Source organism: Ekhidna sp., assembly GCF_964218185.1.
Lineage (GTDB): Bacteria > Bacteroidota > Bacteroidia > Cytophagales > Cyclobacteriaceae > Ekhidna.
This window is the reverse complement of the sequence record NZ_CAXPLV010000002.1, coordinates 173,544-192,889: the sequence shown is the minus strand read 5'-3', so window position 1 is coordinate 192,889 and position 19,346 is coordinate 173,544. Positions and strand designations below refer to the sequence as shown.

Below are 19,346 nucleotides of genomic sequence, written 5' to 3'. Positions count from 1 at the left end.
GTTGAGATCACTGATTTCCTTATTTCTAATCTGTCTTTCAGCTTCTCTATTGGCTCAGCAAGCAATTATTGAAGGCAGAATTGTTGATGAGGAAGGAGAGCCTATTCCTGCAGTCAATGTGATATTGAAATCAGACCGATCTAAGGGAACAATTTCAAACATTGATGGATATTTTCTGATTGAATTAGCACCCGGGACCTATGATCTGATCTTCTCGCATGTTCAATATGGTGTCCATGAACTGTCAGGTATCCCAACCGGAGTTAGTGACTTCATAGTGACAATGAAACCTGAGGCAAGGCAACTCGATGATGTACAGGTAGAAGGTAATAGAGAACGAGATGCCATCGATCCAGCGACAAGAATTGATCCTAAATCAGCTAAGAATTTACCATCCGCATTTGGCGATTTCAATAAGGTTTTACTAACACTCCCTGGTGTGGCTGGCAACAATGAGCTGTCGTCTGCCTATAATGTGAGAGGAGGAAACTTTGATGAAAATCTGGTTTATGTCAACGATATACCCGTTTACCGTCCGTTTCTAGCTAATGCCGGCAGGCAGGAAGGGCTTAGCTTCATCAACCCTGATTTAGTAGGAGATATCAATTTTTATGCTGGTGGTTGGGAATCTAAGTATGGTGATAAGCTCTCCTCATCATTAAACATTGATTATAAAGAGCCCGAATCACTAGAAGGTCAGTTGAATGGGGGGCTGCTTGGTGGCTCAGCATACATCGGCAACCGAATCAGTGATGATGTTCAGTTCCTCTTTGGAGCCAGGCACAGAGACTCCAGGTATCTACTAAACACTCTGGAAACTGATGGCCAATACCTTCCGACCTACACTGACGCTCAGGCATTTTTCACATTCGATCTCACCGGAAAAAATAGCAAGCAGTTCAATCGGACGAAGCTAAACTGGTTGCTGGCTTATGGACGCAACCGATATCTAACATTACCAGCTTCACAAACCACAGAGTTTGGTTCCGTGAGTCAAAATCTCCGCATTCAAACGGCTTTTGATGGGAGGGAGGAACTAGATTATGATACCTATCAAAGTGGATTTAATCTGTCGCATCGCTGGTCAGATAAGTTTCTAAGTAGATGGATTGGATCAGCTGTGCATACATCAGAACGTGAAAATTATAATGTAGAGGGAGCTTATCGTATCTGTGATGTAGACAATAATCCCGGTTCCAATAGCTTCAACGAGTGTGTGGTTGTGCGTGGTATAGGCACCAATTTTAACTATGGTCGTAACAGGCTTGAGGCTCAGATATACAATGCGGAATGGCGCAATGAATATCTGCTGTCTGATTGGTCTATTCTTGAGGGTGGTATTGGGTTTGCAAGAAATGTGATTAGTGATGAACTGAATGAATACGCATTCCTGGATTCTGCTGGCTTTGTAAATCTAAATGAAAGCACTTTCAATGCTCTTGATCTAACAACAAATACAATCTCTGGCTATCTGCAGGCAACCATCTTTAGTAAGGACTCTATGCATGCTGTGAATTTTGGAGGACGTATAAACCACATGGATTATAATGGTGAGACTCTTTTCAGTCCTCGGGTCATCTATCGGTATAAGCCAAGATGGGAAAAAGAGACTTCTTTTAGATTTTCAATCGGTAAGTACAGTCAGCCTCCTTTTTATCGTGAGTTGAGAGATCGATCTGGTGACATTAGAGAAAATGTAAAGGCGCAACAATCCATTCATGTCATCGGAGCGATGGAGCGTATGCTAACTTGGTGGAATCGCCCATTCTTATTTTCAACGGAAGTTTACTATAAGTCACTTAAGAATGTGGTTGCCTACGATATTGACAATGTTCGTTTGAGATATTTTGCCAATAATGATGCTCAGGCATTCGCCTACGGTTTTGATTTTAGAATCAATGGTGAGTTTATTCCGGGTACTCAATCATGGTTTAGTCTGGGTATTCTAAACACACAAGAGGACATTGCTGAAGATGACAAAGGATTTATAAGAAGGCCTTCAGATCAGCGAATCAATCTGGCATTTTTCTTTGAAGATCACCTACCAAACGATCCAACCATGCGGGTTTATGTAAATTCTGTTTTCGGATCCGGTTATCCATTGGGACCACCTAATGAAATAAATGCAAGAAATATTTTTTCTGGTGATGAGTATTATCGAGTAGATCTCGGGTTATCCAAATCATTTGAACTAACAAACCATAAATACCTGAAAACCTTTTGGTTAAGAGCTGAAGTACTGAATGTTTTAGGAGCTGATAATACGCTATCCTATTCATGGATTCAGGATGTGACAGGAGCTCAACTAGCCATCCCCAATTCATTATCGGCAAGGTTTTTGAATTTCAGAATCTCAGCAGATTTTTAGGTGAAGGTTTCGCCTATCTTTGTTTCACCATATACATTAAAGAAATGAAAAAGATCACTCAATTATCCATGATAGCGCTAGCTGTTTTAGTGCTGGCATCTTGCAATAGACAAGTAACCCGAATCAATCCTGATCAGCAAGTAGACCTTAGTGGTCGCTGGAACGACACAGATTCTAAATTGGTAGCCGAAGAAATGATTCAGGATGTAACCGGACGTCCATGGCACAACAATTTCAGAATTGAAAAAAATACCAAACCTGTCGTAATCGTAGGATACGTTCAGAACAAAAGCGCTGAGCACATCGAATCTGAAACATTCATCAAAGACATAGAAAGAGAGTTCATTAACTCAGGTTTTGTGCGGGTTGTATCCAACTCAGAGTTTCGTGAAAAATTAAGAGAAGAGCGTGCGGAACAAGGAGAGTTCGCGTCTCCGGAAACTCAGGCAAAGTGGGGTAAAGAGCTTGGTGCAGACTTCATGATGTTTGGTGTTATCACCGCCGTGACGGACTCTTATAAGAAAGAAAAAGTGGTGAACTACAAAGTAAACCTTGAGCTTGTGAGCATCGAAACCAACGAAAAAGTGTGGTTGGGTGATAAGGAAATCAAGAAATATATTAAAAACTAATACCATTAAAATCGCAGGTTAGAGATGACCTGCGATTTTTAACCTTCTCTCAATCACCACATCAGACTCATGGTTTCATCCAAGACCATTTACGTTTTCATCACACTGATTGCGCTTACAGGTTGTGCATCATTCTATCAGCTCAATTATGAATTCAATAAGAATTTTGAGCAGGGGAATATAGAACAGGCGGCCACTGTATTGAATCAAAACAAGAAAGCAGCCAAGAGTAAAACTCGCTTTCTTTATTATGCAAATCAAGGAGTAGTAGAGCATCTGCTAGGCAATTATCAGGAAAGTAACAACTGGCTGGAGCAAGCATATATTTTCGGTGAGGACTATCAGAAAAACTACCTCAACTTTGCCGCTTCTTATTTCCTGAATCCCAACCTCATCGTCTACCCAGGCGAGGATCATGAGCACTTAATGCTACTTTACTACAAAGCCCTGAATTTCCTTAAGATGGAGGATTATGAATCGGCACTGGTAGAATGCAGGAGATTGAACCAAAGACTTTATGAGCTGGGAGACAAGTATACTTCGGAGAATAAATACCAGAAAGATGCCTTCATTCAAAATCTCATGGGAATTATTTATGATGCTGCTGGTGACTATAATAATGCTTTCATAGCTTATCGTAACTCGTTGGAAGTTTATCAAAATGAATTCTCTGAGATGTTTGGACTGTCAGCTCCTGAGCAGCTAAAAAAAGACTTGCTCCGAACCGGCTCACTTGCTGGTTTTCCTGAAGAGGTTGATCGTTATAGCGAAGAGTTTGGGATCGAGTATACCAATCTACCACCACCTGAAGGAGGGGAGTTGGTATTCTTTTGGCACAATGGGCTGGCACCTGTAAAAGATGAGTGGTCAATCAACTTCGTGGCAGTAAAAGGTGATGGTGGACAGATATTCTTCCAGAATGAGGAGTATGGTTTGAACTTTCCATTTTTCTATGATACAAATCAAGAAGGAAATGCCAGCATTACTGATCTTACCGGAACACGGGTGGCTTTTCCAAAATATGTGGAAAGGGAGCCTTTTTTCAACTCAGCAAGTCTGGAAATTAACAACTATTACTATCCATTAGAAAAAGCAGAAGATATCAATGCTATAGCTTTTAAAACACTAAGAGAGAGGATGCTGGAAGAACTAGGTAAGGGGTTGTTACGGGTAGCACTGAAAAAAACCATTGAAAGACAAGTTCGGAAAGAAGATGAAACACTGGGCTTTTTGGTAGGTGTTCTCAATTTTGCATCCGAGCAGGCCGATACCCGAAACTGGCAGACCATTCCCCACAGTATACACTATACCAGAGTGCCACTAAAGGAAGGTGAAAATGAGATTGTTCTTCACACTGAAGGTAAACGCGGCTCCAGTGAACAGACGTTTAAGTTTATAGGAGAGAAGCGTAAAACTCAATTCCAAACCTATCAATCACTCGAAAGCAATGTTGCTTTTTAGCTCTTTTACCTGTCTAACTTTTTTTCTTCCATAGTCACATCAGCTTCAGTACGGATGTGCATTTTTATGTTTACCAAAAACTCTTTGCACCCAGCATCCACCAGTGCTTGCTGAGCTTCTTTTGCCACCGCTTGCAGCTTATCATACGGCCCTTGCATTACTGTCTCCATTGGAGTTATCATGTACTCTACTCCTGAATTTTGAATGACCTCTATGGCAGCATCAATCTTTTCATAGATGTTACCTTCACGCTCTAGGGGCACGACCTGTATAGCTAGTTGAATATTTTTATCAGTCATTTTATTTGCTTTCCTACGAAAATAATTCTTACAATATTACATCTTGTCTTTTCCCTATTTAGGTAAAAGGCTTTATTTTGAGGTCACATAAATAACCATCCTGGCAATGTTCACCGAGTACGAAATAGAATCAATGATCGAGTATCCTGAAGTAAAGGATGCTACGAAAGCTTTAAAGAAAGATTTTCTAAAAACAGAAGCTCCATATCTGGAAATTGAAGATGAGGATTTCTTCTCGTTAATCATCATGACTCCTACCATAGGAATTGCCATGGCGGACGGTAAGATATCGTTGTTTGAAGAAATGGCACTTAATAAAAAAGCCAGGAAACTATCGAAGGGTGGTTACTTTATGAAGAAGGACCCGGTTGTTTATGCCATGAAATTCCTTATCAAAAATTACTACAACTGGTCTGATAAATTTTTGGATGTGCTAAAGCTGACCATCAAAGTAACTTGTGGACTTGATGCTATCGTTCACGCCCCGGTTGAGAAAAAAGGGGAAGTGGACTATAAAGAATATCGTCAGGCAGTATTGCACTCACCGTACCTTTTGATCAGGTTTATCGCTAGTTTTTTCCTGGAAAATGATGAAGACATCATCAATCAAAATCATAAGATTGGTAAAGAAGAATACCAGCGTATGATCATCATCGGTGAGAAGCTAGAACTGGATCACATTCCCGTGTTTCAGATGTTTTGTAAGACGTTCAAATAATGAATAACGCACATTGGCGTTGTTGATGGTAGTGAATCGAAACACACTCATAATCCTCCTTTTATCTATACTTTTTGCGTGCAGCAAAGATGACATTTCAATCACCTCAGTGGATGAGGAGATTCAGGCATGGTTGGATACAATGAACATTACAGCAACACGCGACAATTCAGGTATTTTTTATTACTCTGATATAATCAATCCCACTGGCGCTCAGGCGACTGATGGTAGTGTAGCTGCCATCTATTACACACTAAGCGATCTTGAAGGAAATGTTATTGCTAGTCATCAACAATCAGATGGTGATTCACTCATCTTCAAAGTTGGTTCGTCTGCAGTTTATCCTCTTGGTGCTGATTTTGGAGTGAGTCTGATGAGAGTGGGGGAAACCTACAATTTCATATTACCCCCAAGTCAAGCCTATCAGGACTTGTCTTCAGGAGCAATCAACCCGAATCTTATTGCTCATCTGCAAATACAGTTGGTTGGAGTTCATAATGAAAATGATCTCTTCGCTCAGGAACTTGTTGATATAGACGACTACATTTCCGATAACAACCTAAATGATGTGGTTGCAAATCCCCTTGACATGGTAGAGCAATTCCCGGCTTCAGGGATTTCATATAAACGGCGTAGAGCAGGAAGTGGAACTCTGCCATTAAATGGTGACACTATAGTTGTTGATTACTCAGGTAGATTTATTGATGATACAAGTTTCGGAAGTGATAGTGGATTTGAGTGGATATATGGCTCTGGAGAACCAAGAGAGCTGCTCACAGGCTTTGAATTTGGAGTTTCACTCATGCAGACGAACGAGCAGGCACTGGTAATGATCCCTTCATCCCAGGCTTATCGTGAAAGTGCTCTTGTTATTCCTGATTTCATCAAAGATGATTTGGTTGAAGATGCCATCATTCCAGACTATGTCACGAGGATTCCTCCGTACCGAACCTTATTATTTGAGATAACACGTGTCGATTAATCCATTAATTTTGAAATGATTTGCTCTCCACAATCAAACGATATGGACTTATTTGCCTGATTTGGCTAATCGCTTCGGAAGCGACATCTCAGGATATCTATCAGAAATACGATATCTATAGAAATCCTATTCGTGTAGTTCTAAATAAATTCAGTATTACAGCTACAACTGGAATTGGAATTACCAACTATAGTCATAGGTTGGAGGGAGTGTACTTCTATCAGGATGCAGAAAACCAGTTTATTTTCTCAAACGAGATAGAGAATTTGGGGAGTTCGTTTTCAGGCTACACAGATTGGCTCAATGATCCTCAGCTGGGATTTGAGACTTCACTAGAAAATCCGTTTGATGTTCCGTTTGATTATCTATCAAACCCGGTCTACAACCCATCTCTTAGTGATCAAACCTTTTTGGTAAATACTGATACCACAGATTTTGGGTTTAAAGGTGGATCCAGAGGTATCCCAATTACCCTGATGGTTCATTACGAATACGAGAAATTCAGAATAGGGGCAGGTTACTCGTATGAGTTTCATTTTCTCCGCCGTTTAGAACCAACTACCTATAGTGATCAGGTGAGAGATTATCAGCCAAACTTTGTTAAAACACGATATTCCAGGCTGTTTGGGATGGTAGGCTACAAATTCTACCAATTCTGGAGCTATGATTTTGTGGGGGAGCTTCAGTTCGGTAGAATCACAGCCGGAAAGCAATTTAATAGTGGTGCAATATCCAGAGGGATATACACCAGTCTTGGTGTGAGCATTGAAAACAATTGGTCAGAGTACTTTCGGGTGATCATTAAACCAAGCGTAGAGTTCAAGTCTTACAGCATCAGTATTCCGGATGGATCAACAGTCAATCATAAATATCCTACATTCTTTATTCAAGCAGGAGTGAGCATCAATATTCCGGACATTCCACGTTCTCCAATGAATAGCGATCATGTGCAGCTAAAACATGTTTATACAGACCCTGTGACAGGTAAAAGGATGGAAGTAAGAGGCCAACCGATTTGGAAGCGTCAGAATCCAAAAGTTGGTGAGAACAATCGCAGAATGTGGCCAAAGAGGAAAAAGGCCATCAAGAAGTTAAAGACTAAAAATTGATGGTCTGATCTCCCTCCAAAATCCTTACGATTTGTGTTGAATTAAGACTACTTTTTCAGCTAGTTTTTTGCTAAATTGCGGGTTGATTTTTAGCTCAAGCAAATAAGCGTAAATGGCAGACGGAGATATTGATAACCTGTCCTCATCCGAGGAAAATATTATCCCAATAAATATTGAAGAAGAAATGCGAGGGGCGTACATCGATTACTCGATGAGCGTTATTATTTCCCGAGCACTTCCTGACGTAAGAGACGGCCTAAAGCCGGTTCACAGACGTATCCTGTACGGAATGGACGAACTCGGTGTGAACTACAATAAGTCCTATAAAAAGTGTGCGAGGATAGTCGGGGACGTATTAGGTAAGTATCACCCTCATGGAGATACTGCAGTATATGATACCATGGTTCGTATGGCGCAGGATTGGTCCATGAGATATCCGTTGGTAGACGGGCAAGGAAACTTTGGGTCTGTGGATGGAGACTCACCTGCTGCAATGCGTTATACCGAGGCGCGTCTTCGAAGAATATCGGAAGAACTTTTAGCTGACATTCGTAAGAATACAGTTGATTACGTTCCAAACTATGACGACAGTACTGAGGAACCAAGTGTTCTACCATCTAAGATCCCCAACCTTCTGGTAAATGGTGCAAGTGGTATTGCGGTAGGTATGGCGACCAATATGGCGCCACATAACTTGTCTGAAGTGGTGGATGGTACCATCGCATACATTGAAGACAATGACATTACAGTTGAGGGGCTGATGCAGCATATCACCGCTCCCGATTTCCCTACTGGTGCCACTATTTATGGGTATCAGGGTGTTAGAGCCGCTTTTGAGACAGGTAGAGGTAGAGTTGTACTTCGAGCTAAAGCTGAATTTGATACTACCAGCACAGGTAGAGAGCAAATCATTGTGACCGAGATTCCCTATCAGGTGAATAAGGCAAACATGATTGAGAAGACAGCTGCCTTAATCAATGACAAAAAAATAGAAGGAATAGCCGACATTCGAGACGAGTCTGATAAGGCCGGAATGCGGGTCGTTTATGACTTGAAGAAAGATGCTATTCCTAACATTGTCCTCAATAATCTTTACAAGCAAACTGCACTTCAGTCATCATTTAGTGTAAATAATGTAGCACTTGTAAAAGGACGACCTAAGACTCTCAATCTCAAAGATTTAATTGTTCACTTCGTCGACCACAGACATGAGGTTGTTGTAAGGAGAACTGAATTTGAACTTGATGAAGCAGAGAGAAGAGCACATATCTTAGAAGGTTATCTCATTGCACTTGACAACCTTGATGAGGTGATCAACTTAATAAGAGCTTCCAAAGATCCAGATGAAGCGCGAATTGGATTGATTGAAAAGTTCAGTTTATCTGAAATTCAAGCCAAAGCAATATTGGACATGAGACTTCAGCGTCTCACCGGTCTTGAGAGAGATAAAATTCAGAAAGAATATGAAGAGATTCAGGCGCTTATCAAGGAGTTAAAAGACATTCTGGGTAACGAGGAGAGACGAATGGAGATCATCAAAGCTGAGCTTCTAGAAATGAAAGAGCGCTATGGTGATGAAAGACGTTCAGAAATAGAGCATAGTGCTGATGAATTTACAGCAGAAGATATGATTCCAGATGAGGACATGGTCATTACTATCTCTCATCAAGGATATATCAAAAGAACTCCTTTGGTAGAGTATAGAACGCAGGGAAGAGGTGGAGTTGGAAGTCGTGCTGCAAAATCTAAAGATGATGATTTTACAGAGCACCTGTTTATTGCCTCTGCACACAATTACCTATTGATTTTCACAGAGTTTGGTAAGGTATTTTGGATTAAAGTTTGGGAGTTACCAGAAGGAAGCAAGACCTCAAAAGGACGGCCAATTCAAAACCTAATCAATATTGAATCTGAGGATAAGGTCCGTTCAGTGATCAATGTGAAAACACTTGAAGATCCAGACTATATCAACAATAACTTCCTGGTGATGTGTACGAAGCGAGGTATCATAAAGAAAACATCACTTGAAGCTTACAGCAGACCAAGAAAGAATGGCATCAATGCCATTACTATCAGGGAAAATGATAAACTTCTAAATGTACGTCTTACTGATGGTGATAATCACATTGTAATTGCGAGTAATACAGGCAAAGCAATCAACTTCCATGAATCAGATGTCCGCTCAATGGGACGAATGGCATCTGGTGTTCGGGGAATGAACATCACAGACAAGGAATTTGTAGTTGGTATGGTTTGTGTAGACCATAAAAACCCACCAAACCTTCTTGTGGTATCCGAAAAAGGATATGGCAAGAGATCTGACCTGGAAGACTACCGTATCACCAAACGAGGTGGTAAGGGAGTTAAAACCTTGAATGTTACGGATAAAACAGGTGAATTAGTAGCAATAAAAGATGTAGTTGATGGAGATGAACTGATGATTATCAACAAATCGGGTATTGCCATCAGAATGTCGGTCGACAACTTGAGAGTAATGGGAAGAGCCACTCAGGGTGTTCGCTTAATAAAATTGAATGATGAAGATGAAATCTCTGCAGTAGAGAAAATTTCCAATATTGGGAATGATGATGAAGAAGGAGAGGAACCTTCAAATGAAAAAGAAAACCAAACGGATAACGATTAAACCAAAACGAATAATGAGAACATTATTAACCATTTTGTTAGCGGCTGTATGTGTAGTGGGATACTCGCAGAAGAAGCCCAAAATCAATCAGGCTCTTTCCGCCATGGAAGAGGGCAATCTGGCAGAAGCTAAATCTATCATTGATGCTGCCATTGAACATGAAAAAACAAAAGATGATCCTAAAACGTGGTTTTACAGAGGTCAAATTTATGCTGCACTTGATACAGCTAATAACGAGCCTGGCGCTCTTGATGAATCATTAGCCGCTTTTGATAAAGTTCTTGAACTAGATCCTGAGCAAAAGTCAGTTAATTCTGTAGACTTCAACTCAGGACAGGTTGTAAATGTAGATTCAAAAAGACAAGGTTATTACGCACATTATTACAACAAGGCGATTGAAGCCTACAACGCTGAGCAATTCGGTAAAGCTGCAGATAACTTTGAGACTGCTTTCTATATCTTTCCAAGTGATACCAATGCAATTCTAAATGCTGCATATGCAGCAGCAGCTGATGGCGATGATGCAAGAGCAGTAGCTAACTATAAGAAGGCATACGATGCTGGGGTAAGAGATAAGATGATATTTCTTCAGCTATATAACTATGCCATCAAAGAGGAAAGATATGAAGATGGTTTAGAAGTTATTAGAAAGGGTAAAGAAGCTTATCCTGGAGATATTGAACTCGCTAAATATGAGATTAATTTATTAATTCAACTTGAAAAAACTGAAGAAGCTAAAGCAGGCTTAGAAGAGGCAATAAAAGCTGATCCAGAAAACGCAGATCTGTATTTTAGTCTTGGTGTTTTAAAGGAAGAGTTAGAAGACAAGGAGGCTGGAATTGAAAGTTACCGAAAAGCCCTTGAAATTGATCCTAATCATTATAATTCAAATTTCAACTTGGGTGTTGCAGTTTTTAACGAAGCGAATGAGTTAATTAAAGAAAGAAATGCTCTAAGCTATAAAGAGACGACTAAGAACAAAGAACTAACTAAAAAAATTAACGTGAAGCTAGAAAAAGCTTTACCAATTTGGGAGAAGCTTTACTCTCTAAAAAATACTGATCAAACAGTACTTGAAACATTGGGATATATCTATAATAACCTAGGAATGAAAGATAAGTACAATAAAATTCAGGATGAAATTGATGCGCTTAGTGGAAACTAAATCTCATAAAAATTATAAAAAAGGCTGATCTTTAGATTGGCCTTTTTTGTTTTGAAAACATGATCGAAGAAATTCTAAGCTCTCTTGGTTTTGAAGCTCAACTTATTCAGGAAATCATAGATTCCGGGTTTACGAAAACTGCAAAGAAAGATGACCACATCATCGGTGAGGGTCTTAAAGATAAAAGCATTCCCATTGTATTGGATGGAGTATTAAAGGTTTATCGAAAAGAAGAAAGTGGCAATGAGGTTCTTTTATACTATCTGGAAAAGGGAGAGACTTGTGCCATGTCCATCACATGTTGCCTTGATAGCAAACCCTCTGAAGTAAAGGTAATAGCAGAAACAGATGTTAAAATTTGGATGATCCCCAGCGCAAATTTGGATCGATGGGTTTCAAAATACCCGTCATTTAGACGATATGTTTTTGGAGCTTATCAGTCTCGCTTTGATGAATTGATGCAGACAGTTGACAGCCTGGTATTTACAAATATGGAAGATCGTCTCTTAAAATACCTTCTGGACACCAAGCAGGCCATAGAATCTTTTGAAATACACAAAACACACCAGGAGATTGCCGACGAGCTAAATACTTCAAGAGTGGTGGTGTCAAGACTCTTGAAGAAGCTAGAGCAGGAAAGCAAAATTCGCCAGCGAAGGAATTGCATTGAAATTCTATGAGCCTGCATGTAACAAAAGTTACAAGGAACTATCTTGTGGACTGCTACTTTTGAGGTATCATGAACATCAAGCATTATTTCCCTGTTCTACAATGGCTTCCCTCTTATAAAAAAGAGCAATTAAGCGGAGACCTTTTTGCCGGAATCACAGTTGGTGTTATGCTAATACCACAGGGTATGGCCTACGCCTTAATTGCAGGCTTACCACCAGTATATGGGCTCTACGCCTCCATTGTACCTCAGATTATATATGCACTTTTAGGTACCTCAAGACAATTATCCGTTGCACCTGTTGCAATGGATTCATTATTAGTAGCAGCTGGTGTTTCAGTTTTAGCAGCCGAAGGGTCCGACAGCTATATTGCCTTTGCCATTCTAATAGCTTTTTTTATGGGAGCATTTCAGCTGATGCTAGGCGTTTTCCGGTTGGGATTCATCACCAACTTATTATCAAAACCTGTCATCAGTGGTTTCACTTCAGCTGCTGCTTTGATCATTGGACTCAATCAGCTCAAATACTTGTTAGGGACTGAAATTATTAAAAGCAATCGCTTTTATGAGATCATCATCAACGCTATTGAAAAGCTAAATGAATCCCACCTCGTTACCCTAATTATTGGTATTGGAGGGGTTGTTTTAATTAAATTCTTAAAAAGAATAAATAAAAACATCCCCGGAGCTTTAATAGCTGTGATTATAGGAACCGGTATGGTATATGTATTAGGACTGGGAAGTTCCGGAGTAAGTATTGTTCAGACAATACCAGACGGACTTCCTAATCTTAAATTACCAGACTTCTCACTAGGAAAATTCGGTGAAGTACTTCCCTTGGCATTCACGATCTCTGTAGTTGCGTTCATGGAAGCATTTTCAGTTGCAAAAGCAGTAGAAGCTAAAAAGAGAGATCACAAAGTGATACCCAATCAGGAATTAATTGGATTAGGAGCTGCAAACTTGATTGGATCACTTTTTCAATCTTTCCCGGTTACAGGCGGTTTTTCCAGAACCGCTGTTAATCACCAGGCAGGCGCAAACACACCTTTAGCCTCCATTGTTAGCGCTGGGCTGGTGGCGCTCACACTCATATTTCTAACACCTCTATTCTATTATTTACCGCACGCTATTCTGGCAGCAATCATCTTAGTGGCTGTGAGTAATTTGTTTGATTTGGAGTACGCTAGAAAGCTTTGGCATGATAGTAAAAAGGAATTCCTGGTTCTATTATTTACTTTCCTTGTCACATTAAATATCGGAATGGTGGTAGGGATTGTGACCGGAATTATTCTTTCCATATTACTCTTTCTCTATCGTGCAGCCTACCCACACATTGCGAGATTAGGTAGGATAAAAGGACACCATGAGTTTAGAAATGTCACCCGATTTCAAAATCTGGAGACCTGGGAAGAGATTGCTATCATCAGAATAGATGCACCCCTGAGTTTCATTAACATTCAGGAAATAAGTGAGTACATCGGTGATCTAATTTCCAAAGAAACCAAAGTGAAGGAGATCATCATAGATGCAGGGCCGGTTAGTCATCTGGATGCAACTGCAGCAGAGGGCCTTCATACCATTCTGGATGAGCTGAACCAAAAAGGAGTGAGGCTGGTTTTATGCGACGTTATAGGCCCAGTACGCGATACTATGAAGCAAACAGGACTTACTCAGGTTATTGGAAAGAAAAATCTATTCCTAAGTCTCAGCGAAGCTTTGGAAAATGCATTAACCAATGCAAAAGATCCCTATAAAAAAGTCACACTTCAATCGAATGTCAAAACGTAACAATTGTTACAAACTCGATCATTTAAGCATAGTACCTTTGCAATAGAATTATTCAGATTATGAACATTGAACAGATATATACAGGATGCCTTGCTCAAGGCGCATATTACATAGAAAGTAATGGAGAAGCTGCCATCATTGACCCGCTTAGGGAGTCTGCTCCATATCTAAAAAAAGCCGAAAAAGAAGGAGCAAGAATCAAATTCGTTTTTGAGACACACTTTCATGCAGATTTTGTATCTGGTCATGTAGATCTGGCACAAAAGTCGGGTGCAACTATCGTATACGGCCCTAATGCCAATCCTAATTATGATGTACATCAGGCTCGAGATGGTGAAGAATTTAAAATTGGAAAGATCACCATTAAGGCGCTACATACGCCAGGCCACACTCTGGAAAGCACCACTTATTTATTGTTGGATGAGACAGGGAAGGAGCACGCCATTTTTAGCGGAGACACCTTGTTCATCGGAGATGTAGGACGCCCGGATCTTGCTCAAAAAGGAAGCATGACGCAAGAAGATCTGGCTGGTATGTTGTATGATAGTTTGAGAAGCAAGATTATGACATTACCCGATGATATCATCGTATATCCAGCTCACGGTGCAGGTTCGGCCTGTGGAAAAAATATGAGCAAGGAGACGCATGACCTGCTGGGCAACCAGAAAAAGACCAACTACGCCTTAAGAGAAGATATGACTAAGGAGGAATTCATTAAGGAAGTAACAGATGGACTGTTGCCTCCACCACAATATTTTGCGCAAAATGTGGCGATGAATAAGTCTGGAGCTATCGGACTGGATAAAGTATTGGAAAAAGGAACAGTACCATTAGATGTAGAAACATTTGAAGCAATAGCCAACCATGAAGGCGCTTTGGTGCTGGATACCCGTCATCAGGCAGATTATATAAAAGGGCACATTCCAAACTCCATCTTCATAGGAATAGATGGTGGCTTTGCTCCCTGGGTAGGTGCTTTGATACCTGATTTACAGCAACCAATTATCTTTTTAGCTCCCGAAGGAAGGGAGGAAGAAGTTGTAACAAGGCTCTCTAGAGTGGGATATGACAATACGCTTGGCTTCCTGAAAGGTGGAATTGAATCATGGAAAGAAGCAGGAAAGGAGCTTCAGGATATGGAATCCATCTCTGCTGCTGAATTTGCTACCAGATATAAATCAGGGAATCTGCATGTGATGGATGTACGTAAACCGGGTGAATTTGAGGCCGAACATGTAGAAGATGCAGAAAGTATCCCGCTTGACTTCCTCAGTGAACAAATGGATAATATAGATGAAAACAAAACTTACCATATCCACTGCGCAGGAGGATACAGGTCGGTCATAGCTTCTTCTATTTTGAAATCCAGGGGCTTTCACAATCTGGTAGATGTAGCCGGTGGCTTCAAAGCCATCAAGGAAACAGATATCCCTACCACCAATTTTGTATGCCCAACCACCCAGAAATAGTATAGGGTAGCACTTTAAACTTAAAATCAAATGGAATTTATTAGCCAACCATGGCCATGGTATGTGGCAGGACCGCTTATTGCTTTTACAATGCTCAGCCTCTTGCTTAGTGGAAAGCGCTTTGGACTCAGCAGCAACTTGAGAAGTATGTGTGCAATCATGGGAGCCGGGAAGCATTGTGACTTTTTTGATTTCAACTGGCGCGCTCAGAGTTGGAATCTTGTATTTGCAATAGGGCTGATCATCGGTGGATTTATTGCTAATCAGTGGATGAGCACCGATGGAGTGAACATCTCTCAGCAAACAATAGAAGAATTAGAAAACATCGGTATTAACAATCCGGGTGAAAACATTGTACCATTGGAATTATTTGGATGGAATAACTTGCTGACTATTAAGGGATTGATAGCGGTCATTTTAGGTGGATTCTTAGTTGGTTTTGGAGCTAGGTATGCTGGCGGATGTACATCAGGACATGCAATCAGCGGTCTAAGTGACTTACAAGTACCGTCGCTAATAGCTGTCATAGGATTCTTTATAGGTGGACTAGCCATTACATACTTTGTGACGCCACATCTTTTCAATCTATAAGCATTAAAAATATGAAATTCATCAAATTCTTATTCTTTGGAATCCTATTTGGCATCACACTTACCAAATCAGAGGTCATTTCATGGTATCGTATCTATGAGATGTTTCGCTTCCAATCGTTTCACATGTATGGAGTAATAGGTTCATCTGTGGTGCTTGGCATATTAATTATCCAAATTATCAAAAGAAGAGAGATAAAAGCACTAGATGGCACTCCAATTCAAATAGAGCCGAAAGATCGTAGTATAATGCGCTATTTACTTGGTGGAATAATATTCGGGTTAGGCTGGGCACTTACAGGCGCTTGCCCCGGGCCAATGTTTATATTGATTGGCAATGGAGTGGGTACCATAATAATAACCATTCTCGCTGCAACGCTTGGTACTTATGTTTATGGGAGGATTAAGCATCGATTACCACACTAGAGGGTTGATCAGCAGCTATTTTATGGTACCTACGTGATTTACGTATTTTGGCAAAACCATTGAAATACGGATGTATAGCTTATCATAAGAGTTCACTTTTGTAGCATAGAAATTGAATAATATGAAAGCTTTAGTAACCATTTTACTTGTTCTTGGAATTACCAGCAGTCTGTTTGCCACTGATAACGTGCCTACTAAAAGGAAAAACATTGAAGGTCTGGCCATGAAAATCATTGAGAGCTTCAACTATTATAAGCAGCGTGACGAAAATTCTTGCAAAGCTTTGATGAAGCAAATGGGATTTAGTCTTTCTAAGGAAGAAGTCAATGACGTCCCTAAGACAAGCTTAGTAGCAAGTCTGGTTTATGATAACTCATCTGATTCTAAATGGGCTTACTATAAAATGGTGGATCTGGATTACATCCGAGATGTTGAGGCAACAATTTCATTTAAACATTCTGACAGCCAGCTTATTTTTGAAGCACTAAAGGAACTACTAAGCAACACACATCACCTTGAATATGAAGGCGATATGATGGGGATGAAAACAATCAAGTTTGTAGATCATGAAGGTGCAGTAGTTATCGATGATCGATTTCAACAAGAGTCTGCCTCTAAAGAAGCCAGCCTATACCAATATCAAATCAGCACCGACGGTGAATATGTCTTCATTGACCTAAAAGAGACCGTGCCAAGAAAAGTATTTGTGGCTAACGAAATTGAACTCCTTGCAGCTAACGAGGAATAAGTTCACAATCAAAGTGTCTTTAGCTATTCATCTTATACCTTTAAGCCATGCTATTGACTATTCTGCTCCTTCTGACCTTAGCTGGTATTATTTGGTTTGTGTATTACATCTTTAGAAACGAAGGCCCGCACCACCAATAAATCAACTTATTCTGCTACAGCCAGCTGTTTACTTACTTTTTGATAAAATTCAGTAGGATGGAAGGGCTTGGATATAAATCCATTCATCCCGGATTGGAGCACCTTGATTTCTACATCACCCATTGCGTCAGCAGTTAGAGCAATCACAGGCAATTTGTTTATCAAATTATTATGATGCCCCCTAATAGCCGCTATGGTTTCATAGCCATCCATTATCGGCATTTGTAGATCCAGTAAAACAATATCGACGGAATTTTTAGATAGAATTTCAAGTGCTTCCTTGCCATTTTCTGCTTCTAACACAGAGCAGCCCCAGGACTCCAGGAAATCCCGGGCTATGACGCGATTGAACGCATTGTCCTCTACCAGTAAAACTTTAGCTTCCAGTACTTGATCATTCACATGTTTGGATTCACCTTGAGTAGGAGAAGATGTTCTGGTAAGGTGTAGGATAAACGAAAATTCAGAACCCATTCCTTCTGCACTCTGCAATTGTATCTCGCTACCCATGAGTTCAAGTATTCGCTTTGTTATGGTTAGGCCTAGACCTGATCCTCCGTACTTTCGTGTAGTGGTTTTATCTACCTGTGTAAAGACCTCAAAGATCTCGGCATGCTTTTCTTGAGGAATTCCAACACCTGAGTCTTTGACGCTAAAGAAAATCTCATCTTTATCACCAACCGAGTTATTCATTCTAATACTAAGAAGCACTTCACCTTGATGAGTAAACTTTACGGCATTATTCATCAGGTTATGTAAAATCTGCGAAATACGAACCGAGTCTCCCAGATAGTAATCGGAGAGGTGCTGGTCATAATCAAGCCTTACATCAATACCTTTTTCATCCGCCTGAAGCTTGTAGTTGTTGTAAATACTTTCCGCAAGATCATTCAGACTAAATGCGGATTGATCAATCAGCACTTTTCCTTTTTCAATCTTTTCAAAGTCCAGGATATCGTTGACGATAGACATCAGGTTATTGCTACTCTGCTCTAGTACCTTCAGGTGGGAAATCTGTTCGTGACTGGGTGATTTGGCTAGTAGGAGGTGCGTAGTGCCGATGATTCCATTGAGCGGCGTACGAATTTCATGAGACATCATCGATAAGAAGTTTGCTTTGGCTATAGAGGCCTGTTCAGCTTTCAATCTGGTTCTCTTCATTCTTCGGTAATTAACAACCACATAAACAAGTACTGCTGCAATGAGTAAAAACCAGCTAAAGACAAATACCACACGGTAAACATTAGGAGTGGGGGCTTCTTTATATGCTGTACCTACCTGAACACCAACGCCATGTATGTCTACTTTGGAAGTAATAAAGTCATCCGTATTGCTGTAAGATTTATAAAACAGCGGATCATTCTCCTGATTGTAGATTACAGAACCATCATAAATAGCCCTTCGGTCAAAATCAAAGCCTCTGTCCGTTGTGAATTTGAATACAAAATCATCATTCATTTTAGGCTGGTAAATAGCATCCAAAATGGTACCCATGTCAATGATTGCCGCGATATAGCCAATGGATTTGCCACCTTTTTCTACGTTGAAAACAATAGGCATACCCAGCCAGCCTTCCACAAGGTTGATGGGATAATTGAAATGCAGCTCCTGATCCTTCATAGCATTCTCCAGAAATGCAATTTCTTCTGGGTCCCGTATAGAAGCCACATTTACACCGGAGAGATCATTTTCATTGACTGAGTTTCTGGTGAAGGAATAGATAAACACATGAGAAGCATTGACATACGAAATGACAAGACTGTCTTTGAAAGCAATCTTATCAAGCGCCTGATTCGTGAATGATTGCAACTCATACGTGCCGGGCATCTCATCACTTAAGACTATATGCGCACGAATACCAGAGATGAGAATGGTGAACTTTTCTACAGAGGACTGTAGCTGCTGAATAGCTCGCATGTGAGCAATTTCTTTTTTTACCTGCAAAGCTTCTCGTTCACGCTCAGCAATCACCTGGTTCATGTAGAGCACGTAAACGCCACTAAGAATAAAAAGAAGCGCAAGGGCGATATATAGGTAAAGTGATTTCCGTCCAACCAGCATAACTCCAGACATAGGGGAAATGCTAAGATAATACCATACAGGAGAATCCTTTATTTTATTACTTAACATAATATAA

16 protein-coding genes are annotated in these 19,346 nt (G+C 40.3%); 14 read left to right on the top strand and 2 right to left on the bottom strand.

The features are described from left to right. Position 1 precedes the first annotated feature (1 nt). The 3 genes from ACEQZT_RS02715 to ACEQZT_RS02705 all read left to right on the top strand — a co-directional run bounded on the left by ACEQZT_RS02715 (position 2) and on the right by ACEQZT_RS02705 (position 4,458). A complete protein-coding gene (locus ACEQZT_RS02715) occupies positions 2-2,368 on the top strand; it encodes a carboxypeptidase-like regulatory domain-containing protein (protein WP_370086980.1) in 2,367 nt (788 codons plus the stop codon). A gap of 44 nt (positions 2,369-2,412) precedes the next feature. Continuing rightward, complete coding sequence (locus tag ACEQZT_RS02710; RefSeq protein WP_370086978.1) at positions 2,413-2,997, top strand: penicillin-binding protein activator LpoB; 585 nt, start codon at positions 2,413-2,415, stop codon at positions 2,995-2,997. 69 nt (positions 2,998-3,066) lie between these two features. Then, entirely contained in the window at positions 3,067-4,458 is a 1,392-nt protein-coding gene (locus ACEQZT_RS02705; protein WP_370086976.1) for a COG3014 family protein, read from the top strand. Between the two features lie 5 nt (positions 4,459-4,463). Here the strand turns inward: ACEQZT_RS02705 and ACEQZT_RS02700 are convergent, their stop codons facing one another. Beyond that, a complete protein-coding gene (locus ACEQZT_RS02700) occupies positions 4,464-4,757 on the bottom strand; it encodes an MTH1187 family thiamine-binding protein (RefSeq protein ID WP_370086974.1) in 294 nt (97 codons plus the stop codon). A gap of 106 nt (positions 4,758-4,863) precedes the next feature. Between ACEQZT_RS02700 and ACEQZT_RS02695 the strand changes: the two genes are divergently transcribed. The 11 genes from ACEQZT_RS02695 (at position 4,864) to ACEQZT_RS02645 (ending at position 17,069) form a co-directional block, all read left to right on the top strand. Next, positions 4,864-5,475: a hypothetical protein gene (locus ACEQZT_RS02695; protein ID WP_370086973.1), complete on the top strand. Its 612-nt coding sequence runs from the start codon at positions 4,864-4,866 to the stop codon at positions 5,473-5,475. 25 nt (positions 5,476-5,500) lie between these two features. After that, complete coding sequence (locus ACEQZT_RS02690) at positions 5,501-6,457, top strand: FKBP-type peptidyl-prolyl cis-trans isomerase (RefSeq protein WP_370086971.1); 957 nt, start codon at positions 5,501-5,503, stop codon at positions 6,455-6,457. Positions 6,458-6,477: 20 nt separating this feature from the next. Further along, positions 6,478-7,566 (top strand): hypothetical protein, encoded by a 1,089-nt coding sequence (locus ACEQZT_RS02685; protein WP_370086969.1) that lies wholly within the window; start codon positions 6,478-6,480, stop codon positions 7,564-7,566. Between the two features lie 112 nt (positions 7,567-7,678). After that, positions 7,679-10,210 (top strand): DNA gyrase subunit A, encoded by a 2,532-nt coding sequence (gene gyrA / locus ACEQZT_RS02680; protein ID WP_370086967.1) that lies wholly within the window; start codon positions 7,679-7,681, stop codon positions 10,208-10,210. Between the two features lie 13 nt (positions 10,211-10,223). Then, on the top strand, positions 10,224-11,375 hold the full coding sequence (locus ACEQZT_RS02675) for a tetratricopeptide repeat protein (protein ID WP_370086965.1): 1,152 nt from the start codon (positions 10,224-10,226) through the stop codon (positions 11,373-11,375). A gap of 59 nt (positions 11,376-11,434) precedes the next feature. Beyond that, positions 11,435-12,055, top strand: coding sequence for a Crp/Fnr family transcriptional regulator (locus tag ACEQZT_RS02670; RefSeq protein ID WP_370086963.1), 621 nt, complete (start codon positions 11,435-11,437; stop codon positions 12,053-12,055). 59 nt (positions 12,056-12,114) lie between these two features. Beyond that, entirely contained in the window at positions 12,115-13,836 is a 1,722-nt protein-coding gene (locus ACEQZT_RS02665; RefSeq protein ID WP_370086961.1) for a SulP family inorganic anion transporter, read from the top strand. A gap of 59 nt (positions 13,837-13,895) precedes the next feature. Further along, complete coding sequence (locus ACEQZT_RS02660; RefSeq protein WP_370086960.1) at positions 13,896-15,305, top strand: rhodanese-like domain-containing protein; 1,410 nt, start codon at positions 13,896-13,898, stop codon at positions 15,303-15,305. Between the two features lie 30 nt (positions 15,306-15,335). Further along, the gene (locus tag ACEQZT_RS02655) at positions 15,336-15,896 is read left to right on the top strand and encodes a YeeE/YedE family protein (RefSeq protein ID WP_370086958.1); all 561 of its coding nucleotides are present in this window, start codon (positions 15,336-15,338) and stop codon (positions 15,894-15,896) included. Between the two features lie 11 nt (positions 15,897-15,907). Continuing rightward, a complete protein-coding gene (locus ACEQZT_RS02650) occupies positions 15,908-16,321 on the top strand; it encodes a DUF6691 family protein (RefSeq protein WP_370086956.1) in 414 nt (137 codons plus the stop codon). A gap of 121 nt (positions 16,322-16,442) precedes the next feature. Then, positions 16,443-17,069 carry a hypothetical protein gene (locus ACEQZT_RS02645; protein WP_370086955.1) on the top strand — a complete coding sequence of 209 codons (627 nt, stop codon included), beginning with the start codon at positions 16,443-16,445 and terminating at the stop codon, positions 17,067-17,069. Between the two features lie 146 nt (positions 17,070-17,215). On the opposite strand, the gene ACEQZT_RS02640 is transcribed toward ACEQZT_RS02645, so the two are convergent. Beyond that, complete coding sequence (locus ACEQZT_RS02640; protein WP_370086953.1) at positions 17,216-19,339, bottom strand: response regulator; 2,124 nt, start codon at positions 19,337-19,339, stop codon at positions 17,216-17,218. Between the last annotated feature and the right edge of the window lie 7 nt (positions 19,340-19,346).

What these genes read in the sequence shown, in the direction of transcription:
- ACEQZT_RS02710 (WP_370086978.1), top strand. Translation starts at nt 2,413, where the DNA reads ATGAAAAAGATCACTCAATTATCCATGATAGCGCTAGCTGTTTTAGTG.
- ACEQZT_RS02675 (WP_370086965.1), top strand. Translation starts at nt 10,224, where the DNA reads ATGAGAACATTATTAACCATTTTGTTAGCGGCTGTATGTGTAGTGGGA.
- ACEQZT_RS02640 (WP_370086953.1), bottom strand. Translation starts at nt 19,339, where the DNA reads ATGTTAAGTAATAAAATAAAGGATTCTCCTGTATGGTATTATCTTAGC.
- gyrA (WP_370086967.1), top strand. Translation starts at nt 7,679, where the DNA reads ATGGCAGACGGAGATATTGATAACCTGTCCTCATCCGAGGAAAATATT.
- ACEQZT_RS02660 (WP_370086960.1), top strand. Translation starts at nt 13,896, where the DNA reads ATGAACATTGAACAGATATATACAGGATGCCTTGCTCAAGGCGCATAT.
- ACEQZT_RS02690 (WP_370086971.1), top strand. Translation starts at nt 5,501, where the DNA reads ATGGTAGTGAATCGAAACACACTCATAATCCTCCTTTTATCTATACTT.
- ACEQZT_RS02695 (WP_370086973.1), top strand. Translation starts at nt 4,864, where the DNA reads ATGTTCACCGAGTACGAAATAGAATCAATGATCGAGTATCCTGAAGTA.
- ACEQZT_RS02700 (WP_370086974.1), bottom strand. Translation starts at nt 4,757, where the DNA reads ATGACTGATAAAAATATTCAACTAGCTATACAGGTCGTGCCCCTAGAG.
- ACEQZT_RS02645 (WP_370086955.1), top strand. Translation starts at nt 16,443, where the DNA reads ATGAAAGCTTTAGTAACCATTTTACTTGTTCTTGGAATTACCAGCAGT.
- ACEQZT_RS02650 (WP_370086956.1), top strand. Translation starts at nt 15,908, where the DNA reads ATGAAATTCATCAAATTCTTATTCTTTGGAATCCTATTTGGCATCACA.
- ACEQZT_RS02705 (WP_370086976.1), top strand. Translation starts at nt 3,067, where the DNA reads ATGGTTTCATCCAAGACCATTTACGTTTTCATCACACTGATTGCGCTT.
- ACEQZT_RS02665 (WP_370086961.1), top strand. Translation starts at nt 12,115, where the DNA reads ATGAACATCAAGCATTATTTCCCTGTTCTACAATGGCTTCCCTCTTAT.
- ACEQZT_RS02655 (WP_370086958.1), top strand. Translation starts at nt 15,336, where the DNA reads ATGGAATTTATTAGCCAACCATGGCCATGGTATGTGGCAGGACCGCTT.
- ACEQZT_RS02670 (WP_370086963.1), top strand. Translation starts at nt 11,435, where the DNA reads ATGATCGAAGAAATTCTAAGCTCTCTTGGTTTTGAAGCTCAACTTATT.